The following is a 15,761-nucleotide window of genomic DNA, read 5'->3' on the forward strand; positions in this document are numbered from 1 at the left end:
CGTTCCTCCTAAAAGACTCCTTAGCGCTTCATAATCTTAGCCAATACAAATAGGCTTGTTTCATATAGCAATATCATAGGTAATGCAATCATCGTTTGAGAGAACATATCCGGTGTAGGTGAAATGACAGCACCTATGATAAAGGATATAAGAATAAATATCTTTCGCTTCGTTTTTAAAAAGCGTGATGTGATTAAGTTGAAATATCCCAAAATAATTAAGATCAACGGCAACTCAAAGATAAATCCAAAGGGCAGTACAAAGGATAATACAAAATCCATATACTGACCAATAGAAAACATCGGTTGTAATTCATCTGTAGCAAAGCCCATAAAGAACTTCACCGCTGCAGGCAATACGAGAAAATAAGAAAATACAATACCTATCCCGAATAGACCAATTGCTACTGGTAAGATCCAGTTAGATAGCTGCTTTTCTCGCACAGTTAGTGCAGGCTTAACAAATAGCCAAATCTGATGCAATATAATGGGAGCGGCTATGACTAGGCCACCTACAACAGACACCTTCATATATGTAAAAAATGCTTCAGTAGGTCTCATATAATAGAGCTTGCCAGCCGGTTTTAGGAGTATTTCCAATAATAAGTCTACATAATAATAAGAAATACAAGTTCCCACAATAACTGCTACAGCTATTATAATCAATCGTTTTCGCAGCTCTGAAAGATGTCCTACAAGAGACAATTCCCTTGCTTCATCCATCATCTTCTGCTCTATAGCCGTATAAACTGGTTCATCTTCCACATCCTCAGGAATGTGTTGAGTTGCCACCTTATATCGTTCTTGCTCAAACTTTTGTTCTGCTTCACGCCGTTTTTGACGAACTACACTATCAAAAGAAGGTTTTTGCAGGGGATATTCGAAATCCGATTTTGGTTCGAATGGTTCCATATTATACCTTTCTATCAGCCAGATTTTCTACAGCCATCACAAGGAATTCCTTCCCTGGGAAATCACGCACTGCAGCGAGTGCCGCTAGAGCATCTTTACAATATTTATCAGCTACAGCTAATGTATTATCAATTCCACCTTGAGCAATAACATAATCAATAATGTCTTGCTCATTACCACCATAATTTAAGCCTTTAATATCTTCAAGCAATTTATCTTTATTACCATCGTTAACGATGCTTAATAACGGATACGTCAATAGTCCCTCTCGAAGATCATTCCCTACAGGCTTTCCCGTTGTTTCCGCTGTTTCACGATAATCCATAATATCGTCTGTAATTTGGAATGCCATGCCTAATGCATGACCATATTTTTTCAACTCTATGATTTCATCCTCTTGCCAACCTCCTAAGAGACCACCAAGCTCCATACAGCCTTCCATGAAGTCTGCTGTTTTCTTTTGCGTCTTTGTCATATAACGCTCTATGCCTTGATCGATGCGATATACATCTTCCATTTGCATGAACTCACCTTCTACGAGGCATGTAATAATATGAGAGAATACTTGAAGATACTTCATATTCGTCATTTCAGATACGATTTTAAATGCTTTGGCAAATAAATAATCACCACTAAGGATAGCTACCTTATTGCCTTTATGCATGTGAATTGTATCCTCCCCACGGCGAATTTCAGCTTGATCTAAAACATCGTCATGGATAAGTGTTGCTAAATGAAGCATTTCAACAGCCTCAGCAATTTTAATGCGTTGACGCTCTATAGATGTACCTGCATTAGCAATCAATAGACACAATTGAGCGCGCAAACGCTTACCACCTGCTGCTGATAACGGTCGAATCAGTGCATTGAAGTCCTCTGCACCGGTATTAAAAGATGATGCAAGAGACTCTTCGACACGCTCTAAATCTAGAGCAATGCGTTCCATAATCTCTAATTCGTTCGTTTGACTCATGCTTCATCTCCTACCAAAATTTTATTGATTCGTTGTTGTAAAAGCTCACGTCCAGTATGCTTTAAAGAGCTGTACAAAATCGGCGGGGTAGCCGTTGGATATAGCTCTTTAATAATAGACAAGTTTGCAGACTTTTCTTTAGCCGTCAATTTATCGGCCTTGGTCACTACAATTTGTAACGGAACACCGGCTTCGACGAGCCAATCAAAGGCCACCTTATCAATGGCCATTTCAGGATGGCGACCATCGATAAGTAAACACAACAACATCAATCGTTCAGAATGTAAAATATAATCGGCAATAAAGGAAGACCACAGATTGCGGTTTCCTTTATTTGTCTTTGCAAAACCATAACCAGGAAGGTCAACGAGAAACCAGTTATATCTGCGTTCCTCGGTTTCAGAAATATCCTCTTTTGATTCAATATCAAAGTAGTTTATCGTCTTAGTCTTACCTGGCTGACCACTAACGAGGGCTAACCCACGATAGTTACATAAAGAATTAATCAACGAAGACTTGCCCACATTAGAGCGTCCAAGGAAAGCGATTTCTACGGTATCCCCTTCAGGATATTGATCCGCCTTTACACAGGAAGTATTATATTTTGCAGCTATAATACGAGGCCCCTTTGGTTCTTTTCGTGTATATTGTGGTTTTGGGCCCATTGGTTTAGTGGATTTTTTCTTCTTTTGCATTACACAAGTGCCTTTGCTAATACTTCATCCATTGTCTTAACTGGCGTAATGATGAGGCCTTCTTTCACAATGTCAGGTAATTCTGCAATATCCTTTTCATTGCCTTTTGGAATCAATACCTCTTTTATACCATGAGACAAGGCTGCTAATAATTTTTCTTTTAAGCCGCCTATTGGTAATACGCGGCCACGCAATGTGATTTCACCAGTCATGGCAATATCAGAACGAACCTTGCGGTTAGTCAAAATAGATACCATAGCTAATGTCATTGTAATACCTGCTGAAGGACCATCTTTAGGGGTTGCCCCTTCTGGCAAGTGAACGTGAATATCAAGCTTTTTATAAAAATCTTCTTCAATCTTTAAAGCTTTTGCATTATGGCGAATATAACTCATAGCCGCTTGACCAGACTCTTGCATAACCTTGCCGAGACTACCAGTTAAAGCCAATTTACCGGTACCATTCATAGTTGTAGCTTCACATGGTAATACTACACCACCAACAGATGTCCAAGCTAATCCATTTACATAGCCAACTTGTGCTTTCTTTTCTCGCTCTTGGTCAACAAAGATTGGTGCGCCTAAGAATTCGTGAAGATTCTTAGTAGTGACTTTTGGTGCGTCTCCGCCTTCTTCAACTACTTTAAAAGCAATCTTACGGCAAATCTTAGCAATTGTTTTCTCTAAAGTACGAACACCTGCTTCGCGAGTATATTCGGAAATTACCTTTCTTAACACAGCATCAGATAATTTAACCTTGTAATCTTCAAGGCCATTTTTCTTAATTTGCTTAGGTGTTAAGTAACGCTTAGCAATTTCTAGTTTTTCTTCTTCCATATAGCTGGACAACTCAATAATTTCCATACGATCTAACAATGGACCAGGAATATTAGATGCTACATTAGCCGTAGTAATCCAGAAAACTTCAGAGAAGTCGAACGGTACTTCGATAAAGTGATCACTAAATGTGCTATTTTGTTCTGGATCCAATACTTCTAATAACGCTGAAGATGGATCACCTTTATAATCAGATGCTAATTTATCAATTTCATCCAATAAAAATACAGGATTCTTAGTACCTACATTTTTTAACCCCTGAATCATACGACCAGGTAAAGCACCAATATAAGTACGTCGATGTCCACGAATTTCAGCTTCATCACGAACACCACCTAAGGATGCACGGATAAACTTACGATTCATTGCTTTAGCAATAGAGGTAGCCAAAGAGGTTTTACCAACGCCTGGTGGGCCTACTAAACAAAGAATAGAGCCACTATTTTTACCAGTTAATTTACGAACCGCTAAAAATTCTAAAATGCGTTTCTTAACCTTTTCAAGGCCATAATGATCGGCCTCGAGCATAGCATGAGCGCCCTTAATATCTAAACGGTCTTCCGTTAATTCGTTCCACGGTAATGCCAATACCCAATCTAGGTAATTGCGCAAAATTGTTGCTTCCGGCATCAATTGAGGCATGCGGCTGTAACGAGAAATTTCTTTATCAATACGCGTATGTACGTCTTCACTTAGATTAAGTGCTTTTAACTTAACTCGTAGTTCTTCTGCCTCCTCCTCGGGATCCCCTTTATCACCCAACTCATCGTGGATAACGCGGATTTTTTCGCGCAAGAAATATTCCTTCTGCGCTTTTTCCATAGATTGACGCACTTGATTATTGATGGAATTTTCCAAATCAGAGATTTGTAATTCCATATTTAAAATGCCTACAATCATGTTAAGACGACGAGCCACAGATAATTCTTCAAGTAACTCTTGACGTTTCAAATTATTAATAGGCAATAGAAATGCAACTTGGTCAGCTAATTCACAAGGATTGCGTAATTCCATAACGCGCGTTACACCTTCATCAGTAACTGATTTAGCTTCTTCTGCCCATTCGCCAAATTTAGCTTGAACCAAACGACGATAAGCTTCAAGCTCTACATCGTCTTCAAATTCAGACGCCACTCGTTCATAGTCTCCTATATAATAAGGGTCCATGCTAGTAATATTCATAAGACGAATACGAGTGATGCCCTCTACAAGAACACGTACTATACCACCTGGTAAGCGCAACATTTGTTTAATTTTTACTAATGTACCCATTTGGGCTAAATCATGAACTGTTGGTGCATCTACAGCATCATCTTTTTGAGTTACGACGGCTAAAATGCGGTCCTCATTCATTGCGGCTTCCACCGCCTTAATGGATTTGTCTCGACCGATATCGAGGTGAATCACGATATTCGGGTATACTACCATGCCTCTGAGAGGTACGGTAGGGATCCCAACTTCGAGTAAATTCATACTTCCTCCAGGTATATATATTATGAAAAGAAACTCATTCCTACACAGAAATGAGTTTCTTCGAATTACGATTTCAACTGGATGTCTTGGTCTGCCTCATTTTTGAGTATAGGTTCACCTGTGCTTAATACGGATTCACGATTCACAATGCACTTAGTTACTTCCGGCATGGAAGGAACCTCAAACATTACGCGTTTCATCACCTTTTCAATGATAGCACGCAAACCACGAGCACCTGTTTTTCGCTGTAATGCTTCATCAGCGATTTCTTCTAATGCATCTTCAGTGAAAGTTAATTCTACACCATCAAGGGATAGAATTTTTTCATATTGTTTTGTTAATGCATTTTTAGGCTTTGTCAAAATTTGAATTAACGCATCTCTGTCTAATTGATCTAATGTCACCATTACAGGCAAACGTCCAATAAACTCAGGAATCAAACCAAATTTTAATAAATCTTCAGGTACAACATCTTTTAAGATAGCCGATATATTACGTTCTTCTTTACGCTGTACATCTGCACCAAAACCAAGTGTTTTCTTAGCGGTACGCTTAGTAATAACCTTGTCCATACCATCAAATGCTCCACCACAAATAAAGAGAATATTCGTAGTGTCGATTTGAAGCATTTCCTGATTAGGATGCTTTCTACCACCTTGAGGAGGAACAGAAGCAACGGTACCTTCTAAGATTTTAAGCAATGCTTGTTGTACACCTTCACCAGACACATCACGTGTAATAGAAGGATTTTCAGACTTACGAGCAATTTTATCGATTTCATCGATATAGATAATGCCACGTTCAGCCCGAGCTATATCATAATCTGCAGCTTGAATAATTTTGAGTAGGATGTTTTCTACATCTTCCCCCACATACCCAGCTTCAGTTAAGCTTGTAGCATCTGCAATAGCAAATGGTACTTCTAGCATTTTCGCTAAGGTTTGAGCCAATAGTGTTTTACCACTACCAGTAGGACCAATGAACAATACATTAGCCTTTTGTAATTCTACATCATCTACTACATTATCTGTTTGTAAGCGTTTGTAGTGATTATATACGGCCACAGCTAAAGAGATTTTAGCATCATCTTGACCAATAACATATTCGTCAAGATGAGCTTTAATTTCTCTAGGCGTTGGCAATTCTTTTAAATTGAAGTCGTCCGTCTCAACCGCACCCAACTCATCTGCAATGATGCGTTCACAAACTTCAACGCATTCGTCACAAATATACACGTTAGGACCCGCCACTAATTTGCGGACTTCTTCGCTTGTGCGTCCACAAAAACTGCAGCGCATAGTATCTTTATCTTTTGCCAAGGGGCGCCTCCATTACTTGCTTTCTACAGGTTCTCTTGTGAGTACCTCATCGATTAAGCCGTATTCAACGGCATCCTGAGCACTCATGAAGTTATCGCGATCTGTATCGCGAGCTACTACTTCAATATCTTGTCCACTGCGAGAAGCTAAGATACCATTTAACTCTTCACGCATGCGAAGAATCTCACGGGCATGGATTTCAATTTCAGATGCTTGCCCTTGCACACCACCTAATGGTTGGTGAATCATGATGCGCGCATGAGGCAACGCATATCGTTTACCTTTAGTGCCAGCTGTTAAAAGCACAGCACCCATGCTCGCTGCAGAGCCTACACAAATAGTAGACACATCTGGTTTAATATATTGCATCGTATCATAAATAGCCATACCTGCGGTTACAACACCACCAGGGCTATTGATGTACAAATGGATATCCTTATCAGGATCCTCTGCTTCTAGGAATAACATTTGCGCAATAACCGCATTTGCCACATTATCATCGATGGGGCCACCAAGGAAAATAATGCGATCCTTTAACAAGCGAGAGTAAATATCATAGGAACGCTCTCCGCGTTCACCTTGTTCAACTACGATTGGTACATACATATAATCACCTTTTCATGTACCTAGTTGAGCAAACTATTATTCAGCCGCTTCAGCGCCTTTTGCATTATCAATAATGAATCGAGCTGCTTTTTTGCGAGCTACAGAGCCTGCCAACATAGCTACACGACCTTCTTTTGCAATAATATCCCAAACTTCTTTAGGATCTGCCCCAAAGTTTTGAGCCATAATGAAGATTTCACGGTTCATATCATCTGGAGTTACTTCGATACCTTCAGCAGTTGCAATAGCATCCAATACTAAATCAGCGCGTACGTTTTCAGCTGCGGAATCTTTGTATTCAGAGCGTAAATCTTCGATAGTTTTATTGGAGAATTTCAAGTAGTCATCAAGTTTCAAGCCACGGCCTTCCATATTCATAGCCAATTCTTGAATCATTTGTTCTACGCGATCTTTAATCATTACTTCTGGGATTTCTACAGTTGCATTTTTAACAGCTGTTTGAATCAAGTCAGCATTGTAAGTATCGATTGCACGACGGGAAGCTTCTTCCTCCATTTTAGTGCGAAGATCTTTTTTCAATTCTTCAATAGTTTCGTAAGAGCTTGCTTCTTTTGCAAATTCATCATTCAATTCAGGCAATTCTTTACGTTTAATATCATGGATATGAGTTTTGAATTCTGCTTCTTTACCAGCAAGTTCTGCTACGAAGTAGTCTTCAGGGAATGTTACTTTTACAGTTACATCATCACCAGCTTTAGCGCCAATTAATTGATCTTCGAAGCCAGGAATGAAGCTACCAGAACCGATTTGTAGTGGGTAGGATTTACCTTCACCACCATCAAAAGGTTTACCATCAACGGAACCAGCAAAGTCGATTACTGCGAAGTCATCTTTTTGAATTGTAGCGCCTTCTTCAGCAACAACCATTTTTGCTTGTTGTTCACGAATATTGTTCAACTGTTCTTCGATTTGTTCATCAGATACTGTAGCATCTTGTTTTTCTGCTTCTAAGCCTTTGTAATCGCCAAGTTTAACTTCAGGGCGTTTAGTTACAGTAGCTTTGAAAATCAAATCTTTGCCTTCTTCGAATTGTTCCCGTTCGATTTCAGGTTCAGATACAGGCACGATATCATTTTCACGAAGTGCAGCACTATAGTATTGGCTAGCCAATACTTCAAACGCTTCTTCCAAGATAGCTTCTTTGCCGAAGTTCATTTCCAAAATACGGCGAGGCGCATGTCCTTTACGGAAGCCAGGGATGTTCACTTGACCTGCAATGCGTTTTACAGCTTGTTTAATGCCCTTATCTACTTCTGCTGCAGGTACTTCAATAGTTAACGTTACTACGTGTTGATCAACAGGATTTACAGTTGCTTTCATTTAAAATATGTCCTCCTCAAAGGGCAATATGCCCAAATTTCTGTAGTATATTATGCACTCCTAATAATAACATAAATGCAAGGTCAATGCAATTCTTCTCAATATACACTAAAAGACCACCCCAAAATGGGTGGTCTTTACATATTTTACATAATTATGCTAATTAGTTATCTTTAGCAATCAATTTGATAATGTCACGACGAGACAAAATCCCGATCAAACGATACTCTTTATCTACAACTGGCACATTTTTCAAATGTTGATCAAGCATAACAGATACAATTTCTTCTACATCTTTATCCGGTGTGGTTGTAATTACTTCATCAGTCATCAACTCATGAACGTGAGATGCCAATAATTTTTTGAATTGAGCATTGTATTCGCCAATGCCATTGTAGTAGATGCTAGCGCCTAATACATTAACATAATGAGGCACATGAGGACGTACCTTTTTGTATAGTAAATCACCTTCAGAGATAATACCTAACAACTTATTATCATCATCCACTACGGACACAGCTGTTAAATTATATTTAACTAATAAATCAGCTACATCAGAAATCGGCGCATCTTTGCCAACAGTAACAGGGTATTTATTCATTACTTCTTGGATTTTCATAGTGAATTCCTCCTTATAAATACATCTTGCTTTATTATACTATTCGCCACAGTATAATAAAACTCCTTTTTTCTGAAAGTATTATACAAATAATTTTTAGGTATACGTCTTCTACCAATGATAAGGTTCATTGCGATTAATTTTTGATGCTCGATATATTTGCTCTACAAGTAACAATCGAACCATTTGATGTGTAAAAGTCATAGGGCTAAAGGATAATTTATAATTTGCAGTCTGACGTAATGTATCACTCACCCCAAAGGCACCGCCAATAATGAAGGCCATATCGCTCACACCATCCACCTCAAGTTTAGATACCGTCTTAGCGAGTTCTTCAGAGGACATCGTTTTGCCATACACATCAAGTAATACGGTATAAGCATTTTTAGGAACCGCTTTTAATAAACGGTCTCCTTCTTCGGCAACAACTTGTTTGCGATCCGCATCACTCGGCTTATCTCCAATTTTACTTTCATTCAACTCTGTAATTGTAATACCACCATAGGGACGCATACGTTTCACAAACTCTGCTACACCCTCACGTAAATAAGCATCTTTTAATTTACCAATACAGACTATATAAAATCTCATTTTTACCTCTTCACAGATTGGATGGACACGATTTCATTAGGTTGACCATGTTGCAGCTTCATTTCAGGTCCAATACGAACACCACCATCCACAAGCATTTTACCAATAGTTTGAGTAACAAGGACAGCGTTATTATTATTTTCAGATCGATGAGCCAATATAACTTGCATAAAATTAGGACGCTTCATCATGAGTAGAGCTTGTGCAGCCATTTCATTACTCAAATGACCTTCATCACTAGCCACACGTTGTTTTAAAAACGGCTGATAGGGTCCGAAACGCAACATATGCGGATCATAATTTGCCTCTAGCACTAACAGCGTCGTATCATCAAGCCTGCGTAAAATATCATCTGAAATCACACCTGTATCAGTAACAACAGTTGCCTTATCGTTCCCAGTAAACACATTTATTCCAATTGGATCAGCCGCATCATGACTTACCGAAAACGGCTCTACGGTGAGACCGCCCAACGTTAAACTGCCCTTTGTAAGCTCAATCAATCGATTCTTCGGTACGATTAACTTATCTTGAATTTCACGCCATGTGCCCTGCTTCGTATACACAGGAAGATCAAATCGTTTTAGTAATTGTTGTAGTCCCGCAATATGATCACTATGTTCATGACTGACGAATATGCCCTCCACCTGAGCCATGTCTATATGCAATTCTTTTAACCCATTGACAATGCGCCGGCAACTAATGCCTACATCATGCAATATGACAGAGTTCCCTTTTTTTATTACTGTACAATTGCCCTTGCTACCACTGGCAAGGACATGGACCTCCAACGGTGATGATTCACTCATCAAAACACTCCATATACTTAATCATAAATCTATTATTTCTGTAAAAGTCAATAGCTTAGTTATTTAGTTAAACATTGTATTAACTCATTTAAATTCAAGCTATTATTACGTTCTTTCAGATAATTTAGTCAAACGCTCTACAAAGTACGACATATTAGCCTCAATATCTGGTCCTCGACGGAACATGTCACCGCCAACGAGGAACATAGTATCATTTCCGTACAGCTCAACGAGTTCATTAAGACGAGCATCTGTAACACCACCACCCGGTGCCGGGCAAGCTGCTTTCATCAAGCCCATTGGTCGTTTAATGTAAGAGGAAATTCTCTTGCATTGTTCCTCTGTAAAAGTAAAGCGTCCACCATAAGATACGAAAATTGGCATATCAGCCCCAAAGATACGAGGTAATAAACCTAGTTGTAAATAGTCAGCTACTCCAGATACACCAGGGCTTACAAATCCACCAGAATAAGCTGGATGATGAATAATGGGCAATCGTAAGTTTTCATCAGTAGCTAATTTGTGTAACCAACCGAAACCAACGAGACCTGAGGCCACCATGAGAGCTGTAGCACCAGCCTCTTTGGCAAAATAAGCGCGTTCTAACACATCTGTACCATCACCTGATACGTTTGCAGCATATAAAGTATGTGTACCATGTACAGCATTCATTTCCTGTACCATAGCAGCACATCGTTTTACACGATCTTTATATTGAGAGAAGGACTGATTAGAAATACCATGATCATCCTTTATGACATCTGCACCACCACGTGTGTAAGCGCCACACATACGAGCCAATTCCTCATTTGGTGTGCCCATCGGCTTTACAACGGCTTGAATCATTGGACGCGTCGGGGTTTCCACTAATCGACGAATTCCTTGTAAGCCAAATCGTGGTCCCTTAAACACATCGTAAAGTGTTGGACATAGTTCAATATCTACTACCCAAATGTGTGGCTGTAACGAAGAATTACCAAAGACAACATTTAAAAATTGTGTAGCCTCTAAGGCCGTGGTATCTACGTGATATGAAATACGAGCCAAATAGTAACGAGAGGTGTCAATTACAGCATTTAGCATCACACCTACATTGATATAAGGAGAGTCTTCTACTATAGGTTCAAGAGATTCTAGTCGACCAGTAATAGTTTCTTTAATGTATGTATCCGTTACAAACTCATAAGGAAATTCTATAGTTTGCTCCACTTGAACAGCCCAAGCAATTGATTTTGCTTCTTCATATGTACTCGCTTCTATTCTATATGTAACTATAAATCGCTCGTCTTTCATAATGCGTCTCCTTTGCAATAATATTATTTAATTATATACCAAAGTAGTATACGATTCCATAAAAAAAGACCTCACTCCAAATCAGAGTGAGATCTTTTTAACAAACAAAAACATATATATTGATGTTTTACCTATACTAACAAGGTTTCTACTGTGAGAGACAATACATATAATCGCATGAGAGTAAACTCGTCTAACTATATCTTATTGGTAGAAATGTTTAGGATAACCTTTGAATCGTGTGAAGTGGCGATATTTACGAGTCGCACGATTAGGTTCGTTAACAGTTTTATAACCAAAACCATTAAACATTACATTTAAAATAACAGCTACTATACTACCAGCTGTGATACCAGATTTCAAAAGAATTTGAGCCCATGCTGGAAAGTGTGTATAGAATTGAGGTGCTGCAAGAGGAATCATGGATACCCCAATACTAATGGCAACTAGCATCAGGTTATAGTTACCATCGAAACTAACTTTACCAAGAGAACGAATCCCACTGGCGATAATCATGCCGAACATAGCAATCCCTGCGCCCCCTAGTACAGCATTTGGAATACAAGCTACGATAGCGGCTAATTTAGGGAAAAGGCCTAATAAAATTAAAATTACACCAGATGCTGCTACAACGAAACGACTCTTAACACGTGTTACAGCAATAAGACCTACGTTTTGAGCAAATGCTGTATACGGAAAACTATTAAGGATACCACCAATAATAGTAGACAAGCCATCCGCGCGAAGTACCGCAGCCAATTCATTTTGACCAATAGGTTTATCTACAATTTCACCTACCGCAATACTATCACCAGTTGTTTCTACCATAACTACGAGCATTACAATAATCATAGATACAATAGAAGCAAAGTCAAAGGTTGGAAGACCAAAATAGAATGGTGTTACAACAGAAATCCATTGAGAACGTCCTACCTCTGAAAAATCTGTAATACCAACAATCATAGCTAAGGCTGTACCAAGAATAAGGCCAACTAAGATTGCCAAATTACCAAGGAAACCTTTACCAAATCGATAAGTTAATATAACGAGAACAAATGTAGCTACACCAAGAGCTATGTATAGTGGATCGCCAAAGTTTTTATTGCCTACGCCACCCCCCATCCAGTTAACAGCTACTGGCATCAAGTTGATACCAATAATAGTAATGATAGTACCTGTTACTACAGGTGGGAATAGCCGAATCAAACGACTGAAAAATGGTGCCACAAGGAATGTAAAGAGACCAGCTACGATAATCGCACCGTAAATCGTATTGATATCATGCTGTTGACCAATCATAATCATAGGGCCTACAGAAGCAAATGTAACACCTTGAATAAGAGGAATACGCCCGCCAACAGGTCCGAATCCTAATGTTTGAATCAATGTAGCTACACCACATGTAAATAAGTCAGCTGTAATCAAACGAATTAAATCTTCAATTGGCAAATGCATAGCTTGTGCAATAATAATTGGTACAGCTACTGCCCCAGCATACATAGCCAGAACGTGCTGTAAACCATAAGCGAATAACTGCGGGATTGGCAGCATACCATCTACATGGTCGACACCAGATGCACCTTTACTCATAAGAATCACCTCATATCTTACGTTTTAGTTACTAGTTAAACAATATAGTCATACTATCGTACATGATAGAGTTTAGAAATCTCATCGACTTCACGTGGGAACCTTGATGGCTAGGGGCAAAAGCCCCTACCATTAAGCAAATATTCTATTTTTTATAACCTGTATGTTTAATCGGCAAGGACCTACGTGGTTCTCCGTCGATACGACGATACGCATTTGCAATAGCCGGTGCAATCGGAATGCTAGAGATTTCGCCAATACCTTTAGCTCCGTATGCATATTGTTCTGGTGTCCCTTTTTCGATAAGACTTACATGAATTGGAGGACATTGGGTAGCTCTAAGAAGTCCTAGCGTACCGTATTTAGATGTTACATACCCTTCTTTATAAGGGAAGTCTTCTGTAACTGCATAACCCATTCCCATAATGGCGCCACCTTCGGCCTGACCCGTACAGGATTGAGGGTTCACTACACGACCTACATCGTATGCTACATGTAAATTAGCAATCTTATTGTCTTCACCAATTGTTGCTACACATGCACCATAACCATAGGCAACGTGATTTTTTGGATGCGATTTATCAGAATTAAATGGATCTGTTTCACCGAGGAACTCTTCATAAATCTCTACGCCATTCAGTTCTTCTAATGTTTTAGTATTTAACATTTCTTTTAAGCGAAGACTTGCTTTGCGCGTTGCTTCACCGGTAAAGAGTGTTTGGCGAGATGCAGTAGTTGTACCAGAATCTGGTGTGCGTACTGTATCAGGACGTTCTACAAATACTTTATCCGCCGTTAAGCCTGTTGTTTCACAAAGTACTTGTGTTGCCATAGTAGCCATGCCTTGACCAATACAAGCAGCACCCGTACGAATACGAACTTTACCATCACGTACTTCTAAAATAACGCGACCCGTATCAGGTAGTCCTACACCAATACCACTATTTTTCAAACATACCGCAAGGCCAGTACGATCAGAGGCATAATATGCATCTTTTACAGCTTCCAAACATTCTACTAAAGCGGTTTCTTTGGAACAAATTTGGCCGTTTGGTAATGAGTCACCAGGGCGTACAACATTTTTGTAGCGGAATTCCCAAGGATCCATGCCTACCAACGCAGCTAATTCATCAATATTTTGCTCTTGACCAAAGATAGTTTGTGTTACGCCAAACCCACGGAATGCACCACCAGGAACAGTATTTGTATAAACACATACACCATCAAAGGCAAAATTATCAAAGTGATAAGGGCCACAAGAATGAGTACCAGCACGTTGAAGTACAGGACCACCTAAAGATGCATACGCGCCACAATTAGAAACGATATTTACCTTACTTGCTACCAAATTACCTTCCGCATCACAAGCTGTTGTAATATCCATTTCCATCGCATGACGTTTAGTATGAATATTGAGACTTTCTTGACGGGAGAAAAGTACCTTAGTTGGTTTTCCTGTAAGCCAAGCTACGAGTGATGCATGATGTTGTACGGTCATATCCTCTTTACCACCAAAGCCACCACCTACGAGCATGCTATGAACCTTTACAGATTCATTTGGAATGCCAAGCATACGAGCAACTTCACGCCGATCATCATAAACATTTTGGCTACCTGAATACAGATGAATTTCGTCTCCCTCACGATATGCAACGGCACATTCTGGTTCCATAAATGCATGGTCGGTTTGAGGCGTGGAATAATGATTTGTTACTACAAAAGCAGCCTCTGCAATAGCCTTATCTACATCGCCACGAGATAATGTTTGACGAGATAATACATTTCCCTCTGGATGTAACTGAGGAGCATCTGGTTTTAGTGCTTCCAATGGATCTAGTACGGGTTCTAATTCAGTATAATCAACTTCAACTAGAGCCAATACTTCGTCTAAGTATTTCTTTTCTGTAGTTGCAACAAGTGCAATTGCATCGCCTACATAACGTGTAATATCACCTTCGGCGATAAGTACATCCCAATCCGGTACTAAATGACCAGTCTTATTGAATGGTACATCCTTAGCAGTCAATGCCGTTACACATGCTGGATGTTCAAGAGCTTTAGACACATCAACACGATCAACTCTAGCTCGTGGGTATTTAGAACGCAATGCTTTGGCATAAATCATGCCATCCATATAGATATCATCAGAGTATTGTCCAGTACCTAATGCTTTTTCCTCAGCATCTACACGGTGTAAACGAGCGCCTACATTACCATTTGTATCCTTTTCTGGAACTGGTAAGTTCTCACGGAACATTTTTGCAGCTAGCATAATGCCCTCTTCAATTTTTACATAGCCTGTACAACGGCAAATATTACCTAATATCGCCTTTTTAACATCGTCAGGTGTAGGGTCATTATTTTCGTCAATCAATACTTTTGCACTAATAATCATACCTGGTATACAGAAACCACACTGCACCGCTCCGCATTCACCAAAAGCATAGGTGTATACTGCTTTTTCTCGTTCAGATAAACCTTCAATCGTGACAATTGATTTACCGTCTAATTGAGATAGTTTGCTTACACAAGCCTTTGCTTTTTTTCCGTCTATAATTACTGTACACGTACCACATGCACCAGCACTACAACCTTCTTTAGTGCCCGTCAACTTTAAATCAGCTCGCAAGAAATCAATTAAACGTTGATCCTCTTGAACCTCATATTGGGTGCCATTCACTTGAAAGCGGTACATATATAGCCCT

The 15,761-nt window shown here is 39.4% G+C and carries 13 protein-coding genes; all 13 read right to left on the reverse strand.

Features of this window, described 5'->3' with window-relative positions:
• Positions 1 to 20: 20 nt before the first annotated feature.
• The 13 genes from tatC to xdh all read right to left on the reverse strand — a co-directional run bounded on the left by tatC (position 21) and on the right by xdh (position 15,751).
• Positions 21 to 911, reverse strand: a complete 891-nt coding sequence (gene tatC, locus DW000_RS05195; protein WP_120055433.1) for a twin-arginine translocase subunit TatC — start codon at positions 909 to 911, stop codon at positions 21 to 23.
• 1 nt (position 912) lies between these two features.
• Positions 913 to 1,884, reverse strand: a complete 972-nt coding sequence (locus tag DW000_RS05200) for a polyprenyl synthetase family protein (protein WP_120055435.1) — start codon at positions 1,882 to 1,884, stop codon at positions 913 to 915.
• Positions 1,881 to 2,579 (reverse strand): ribosome biogenesis GTP-binding protein YihA/YsxC, encoded by a 699-nt coding sequence (yihA, locus tag DW000_RS05205; RefSeq protein WP_024062006.1) that lies wholly within the window; start codon positions 2,577 to 2,579, stop codon positions 1,881 to 1,883. Before yihA ends, DW000_RS05200 begins: the two co-directional genes overlap by 4 nt.
• On the reverse strand, positions 2,579 to 4,888 hold the full coding sequence (lon, locus tag DW000_RS05210; RefSeq protein ID WP_004696511.1) for an endopeptidase La: 2,310 nt from the start codon (positions 4,886 to 4,888) through the stop codon (positions 2,579 to 2,581). Before lon ends, yihA begins: the two co-directional genes overlap by 1 nt.
• A 65-nt stretch (positions 4,889 to 4,953) precedes the next feature.
• A complete protein-coding gene (gene clpX, locus DW000_RS05215; protein ID WP_004698679.1) occupies positions 4,954 to 6,207 on the reverse strand; it encodes an ATP-dependent protease ATP-binding subunit ClpX in 1,254 nt (417 codons plus the stop codon).
• Between the two features lie 12 nt (positions 6,208 to 6,219).
• The gene (clpP, locus tag DW000_RS05220) at positions 6,220 to 6,813 is read right to left on the reverse strand and encodes an ATP-dependent Clp endopeptidase proteolytic subunit ClpP (protein WP_004696517.1); all 594 of its coding nucleotides are present in this window, start codon (positions 6,811 to 6,813) and stop codon (positions 6,220 to 6,222) included.
• Between the two features lie 36 nt (positions 6,814 to 6,849).
• The gene (tig, locus tag DW000_RS05225) at positions 6,850 to 8,154 is read right to left on the reverse strand and encodes a trigger factor (RefSeq protein ID WP_120055437.1); all 1,305 of its coding nucleotides are present in this window, start codon (positions 8,152 to 8,154) and stop codon (positions 6,850 to 6,852) included.
• Positions 8,155 to 8,317: 163 nt separating this feature from the next.
• A complete protein-coding gene (locus DW000_RS05230; protein WP_004696521.1) occupies positions 8,318 to 8,773 on the reverse strand; it encodes a CBS domain-containing protein in 456 nt (151 codons plus the stop codon).
• Positions 8,774 to 8,884: 111 nt separating this feature from the next.
• Positions 8,885 to 9,364, reverse strand: a complete 480-nt coding sequence (rlmH, locus tag DW000_RS05235) for a 23S rRNA (pseudouridine(1915)-N(3))-methyltransferase RlmH (protein ID WP_004698704.1) — start codon at positions 9,362 to 9,364, stop codon at positions 8,885 to 8,887.
• Between the two features lie 2 nt (positions 9,365 to 9,366).
• Positions 9,367 to 10,173 carry an MBL fold metallo-hydrolase gene (locus tag DW000_RS05240; RefSeq protein WP_105086671.1) on the reverse strand — a complete coding sequence of 269 codons (807 nt, stop codon included), beginning with the start codon at positions 10,171 to 10,173 and terminating at the stop codon, positions 9,367 to 9,369.
• 105 nt (positions 10,174 to 10,278) lie between these two features.
• Entirely contained in the window at positions 10,279 to 11,466 is a 1,188-nt protein-coding gene (locus tag DW000_RS05245) for a RuBisCO large subunit C-terminal-like domain-containing protein (protein ID WP_120055439.1), read from the reverse strand.
• A 204-nt stretch (positions 11,467 to 11,670) separates the two neighbouring features.
• Positions 11,671 to 13,056, reverse strand: coding sequence for a nucleobase:cation symporter-2 family protein (locus DW000_RS05250; RefSeq protein ID WP_004698561.1), 1,386 nt, complete (start codon positions 13,054 to 13,056; stop codon positions 11,671 to 11,673).
• A 145-nt stretch (positions 13,057 to 13,201) separates the two neighbouring features.
• Positions 13,202 to 15,751: a selenium-dependent xanthine dehydrogenase gene (xdh, locus tag DW000_RS05255; RefSeq protein ID WP_120055441.1), complete on the reverse strand. Its 2,550-nt coding sequence runs from the start codon at positions 15,749 to 15,751 to the stop codon at positions 13,202 to 13,204.
• Positions 15,752 to 15,761 lie beyond the last annotated feature (10 nt).

This window comes from Veillonella sp. AF36-20BH, from assembly GCF_003602765.1.
Taxonomy (GTDB): Bacteria; Bacillota; Negativicutes; order Veillonellales; family Veillonellaceae; genus Veillonella; species Veillonella hominis.

Bases quoted from the DNA above. Each gene is read 5' to 3' on its own strand.
- tatC (WP_120055433.1), bottom strand. From the start codon at position 911: ATGGAACCATTCGAACCAAAATCGGATTTCGAATATCCCCTGCAAAAA.
- DW000_RS05200 (WP_120055435.1), bottom strand. From the start codon at position 1,884: ATGAGTCAAACGAACGAATTAGAGATTATGGAACGCATTGCTCTAGAT.
- yihA (WP_024062006.1), bottom strand. From the start codon at position 2,579: ATGCAAAAGAAGAAAAAATCCACTAAACCAATGGGCCCAAAACCACAA.
- lon (WP_004696511.1), bottom strand. From the start codon at position 4,888: ATGAATTTACTCGAAGTTGGGATCCCTACCGTACCTCTCAGAGGCATG.
- clpP (WP_004696517.1), bottom strand. From the start codon at position 6,813: ATGTATGTACCAATCGTAGTTGAACAAGGTGAACGCGGAGAGCGTTCC.
- tig (WP_120055437.1), bottom strand. From the start codon at position 8,154: ATGAAAGCAACTGTAAATCCTGTTGATCAACACGTAGTAACGTTAACT.
- DW000_RS05230 (WP_004696521.1), bottom strand. From the start codon at position 8,773: ATGAAAATCCAAGAAGTAATGAATAAATACCCTGTTACTGTTGGCAAA.
- rlmH (WP_004698704.1), bottom strand. From the start codon at position 9,364: ATGAGATTTTATATAGTCTGTATTGGTAAATTAAAAGATGCTTATTTA.
- DW000_RS05240 (WP_105086671.1), bottom strand. From the start codon at position 10,173: ATGAGTGAATCATCACCGTTGGAGGTCCATGTCCTTGCCAGTGGTAGC.
- DW000_RS05245 (WP_120055439.1), bottom strand. From the start codon at position 11,466: ATGAAAGACGAGCGATTTATAGTTACATATAGAATAGAAGCGAGTACA.
- DW000_RS05250 (WP_004698561.1), bottom strand. From the start codon at position 13,056: ATGAGTAAAGGTGCATCTGGTGTCGACCATGTAGATGGTATGCTGCCA.
- xdh (WP_120055441.1), bottom strand. From the start codon at position 15,751: ATGTACCGCTTTCAAGTGAATGGCACCCAATATGAGGTTCAAGAGGAT.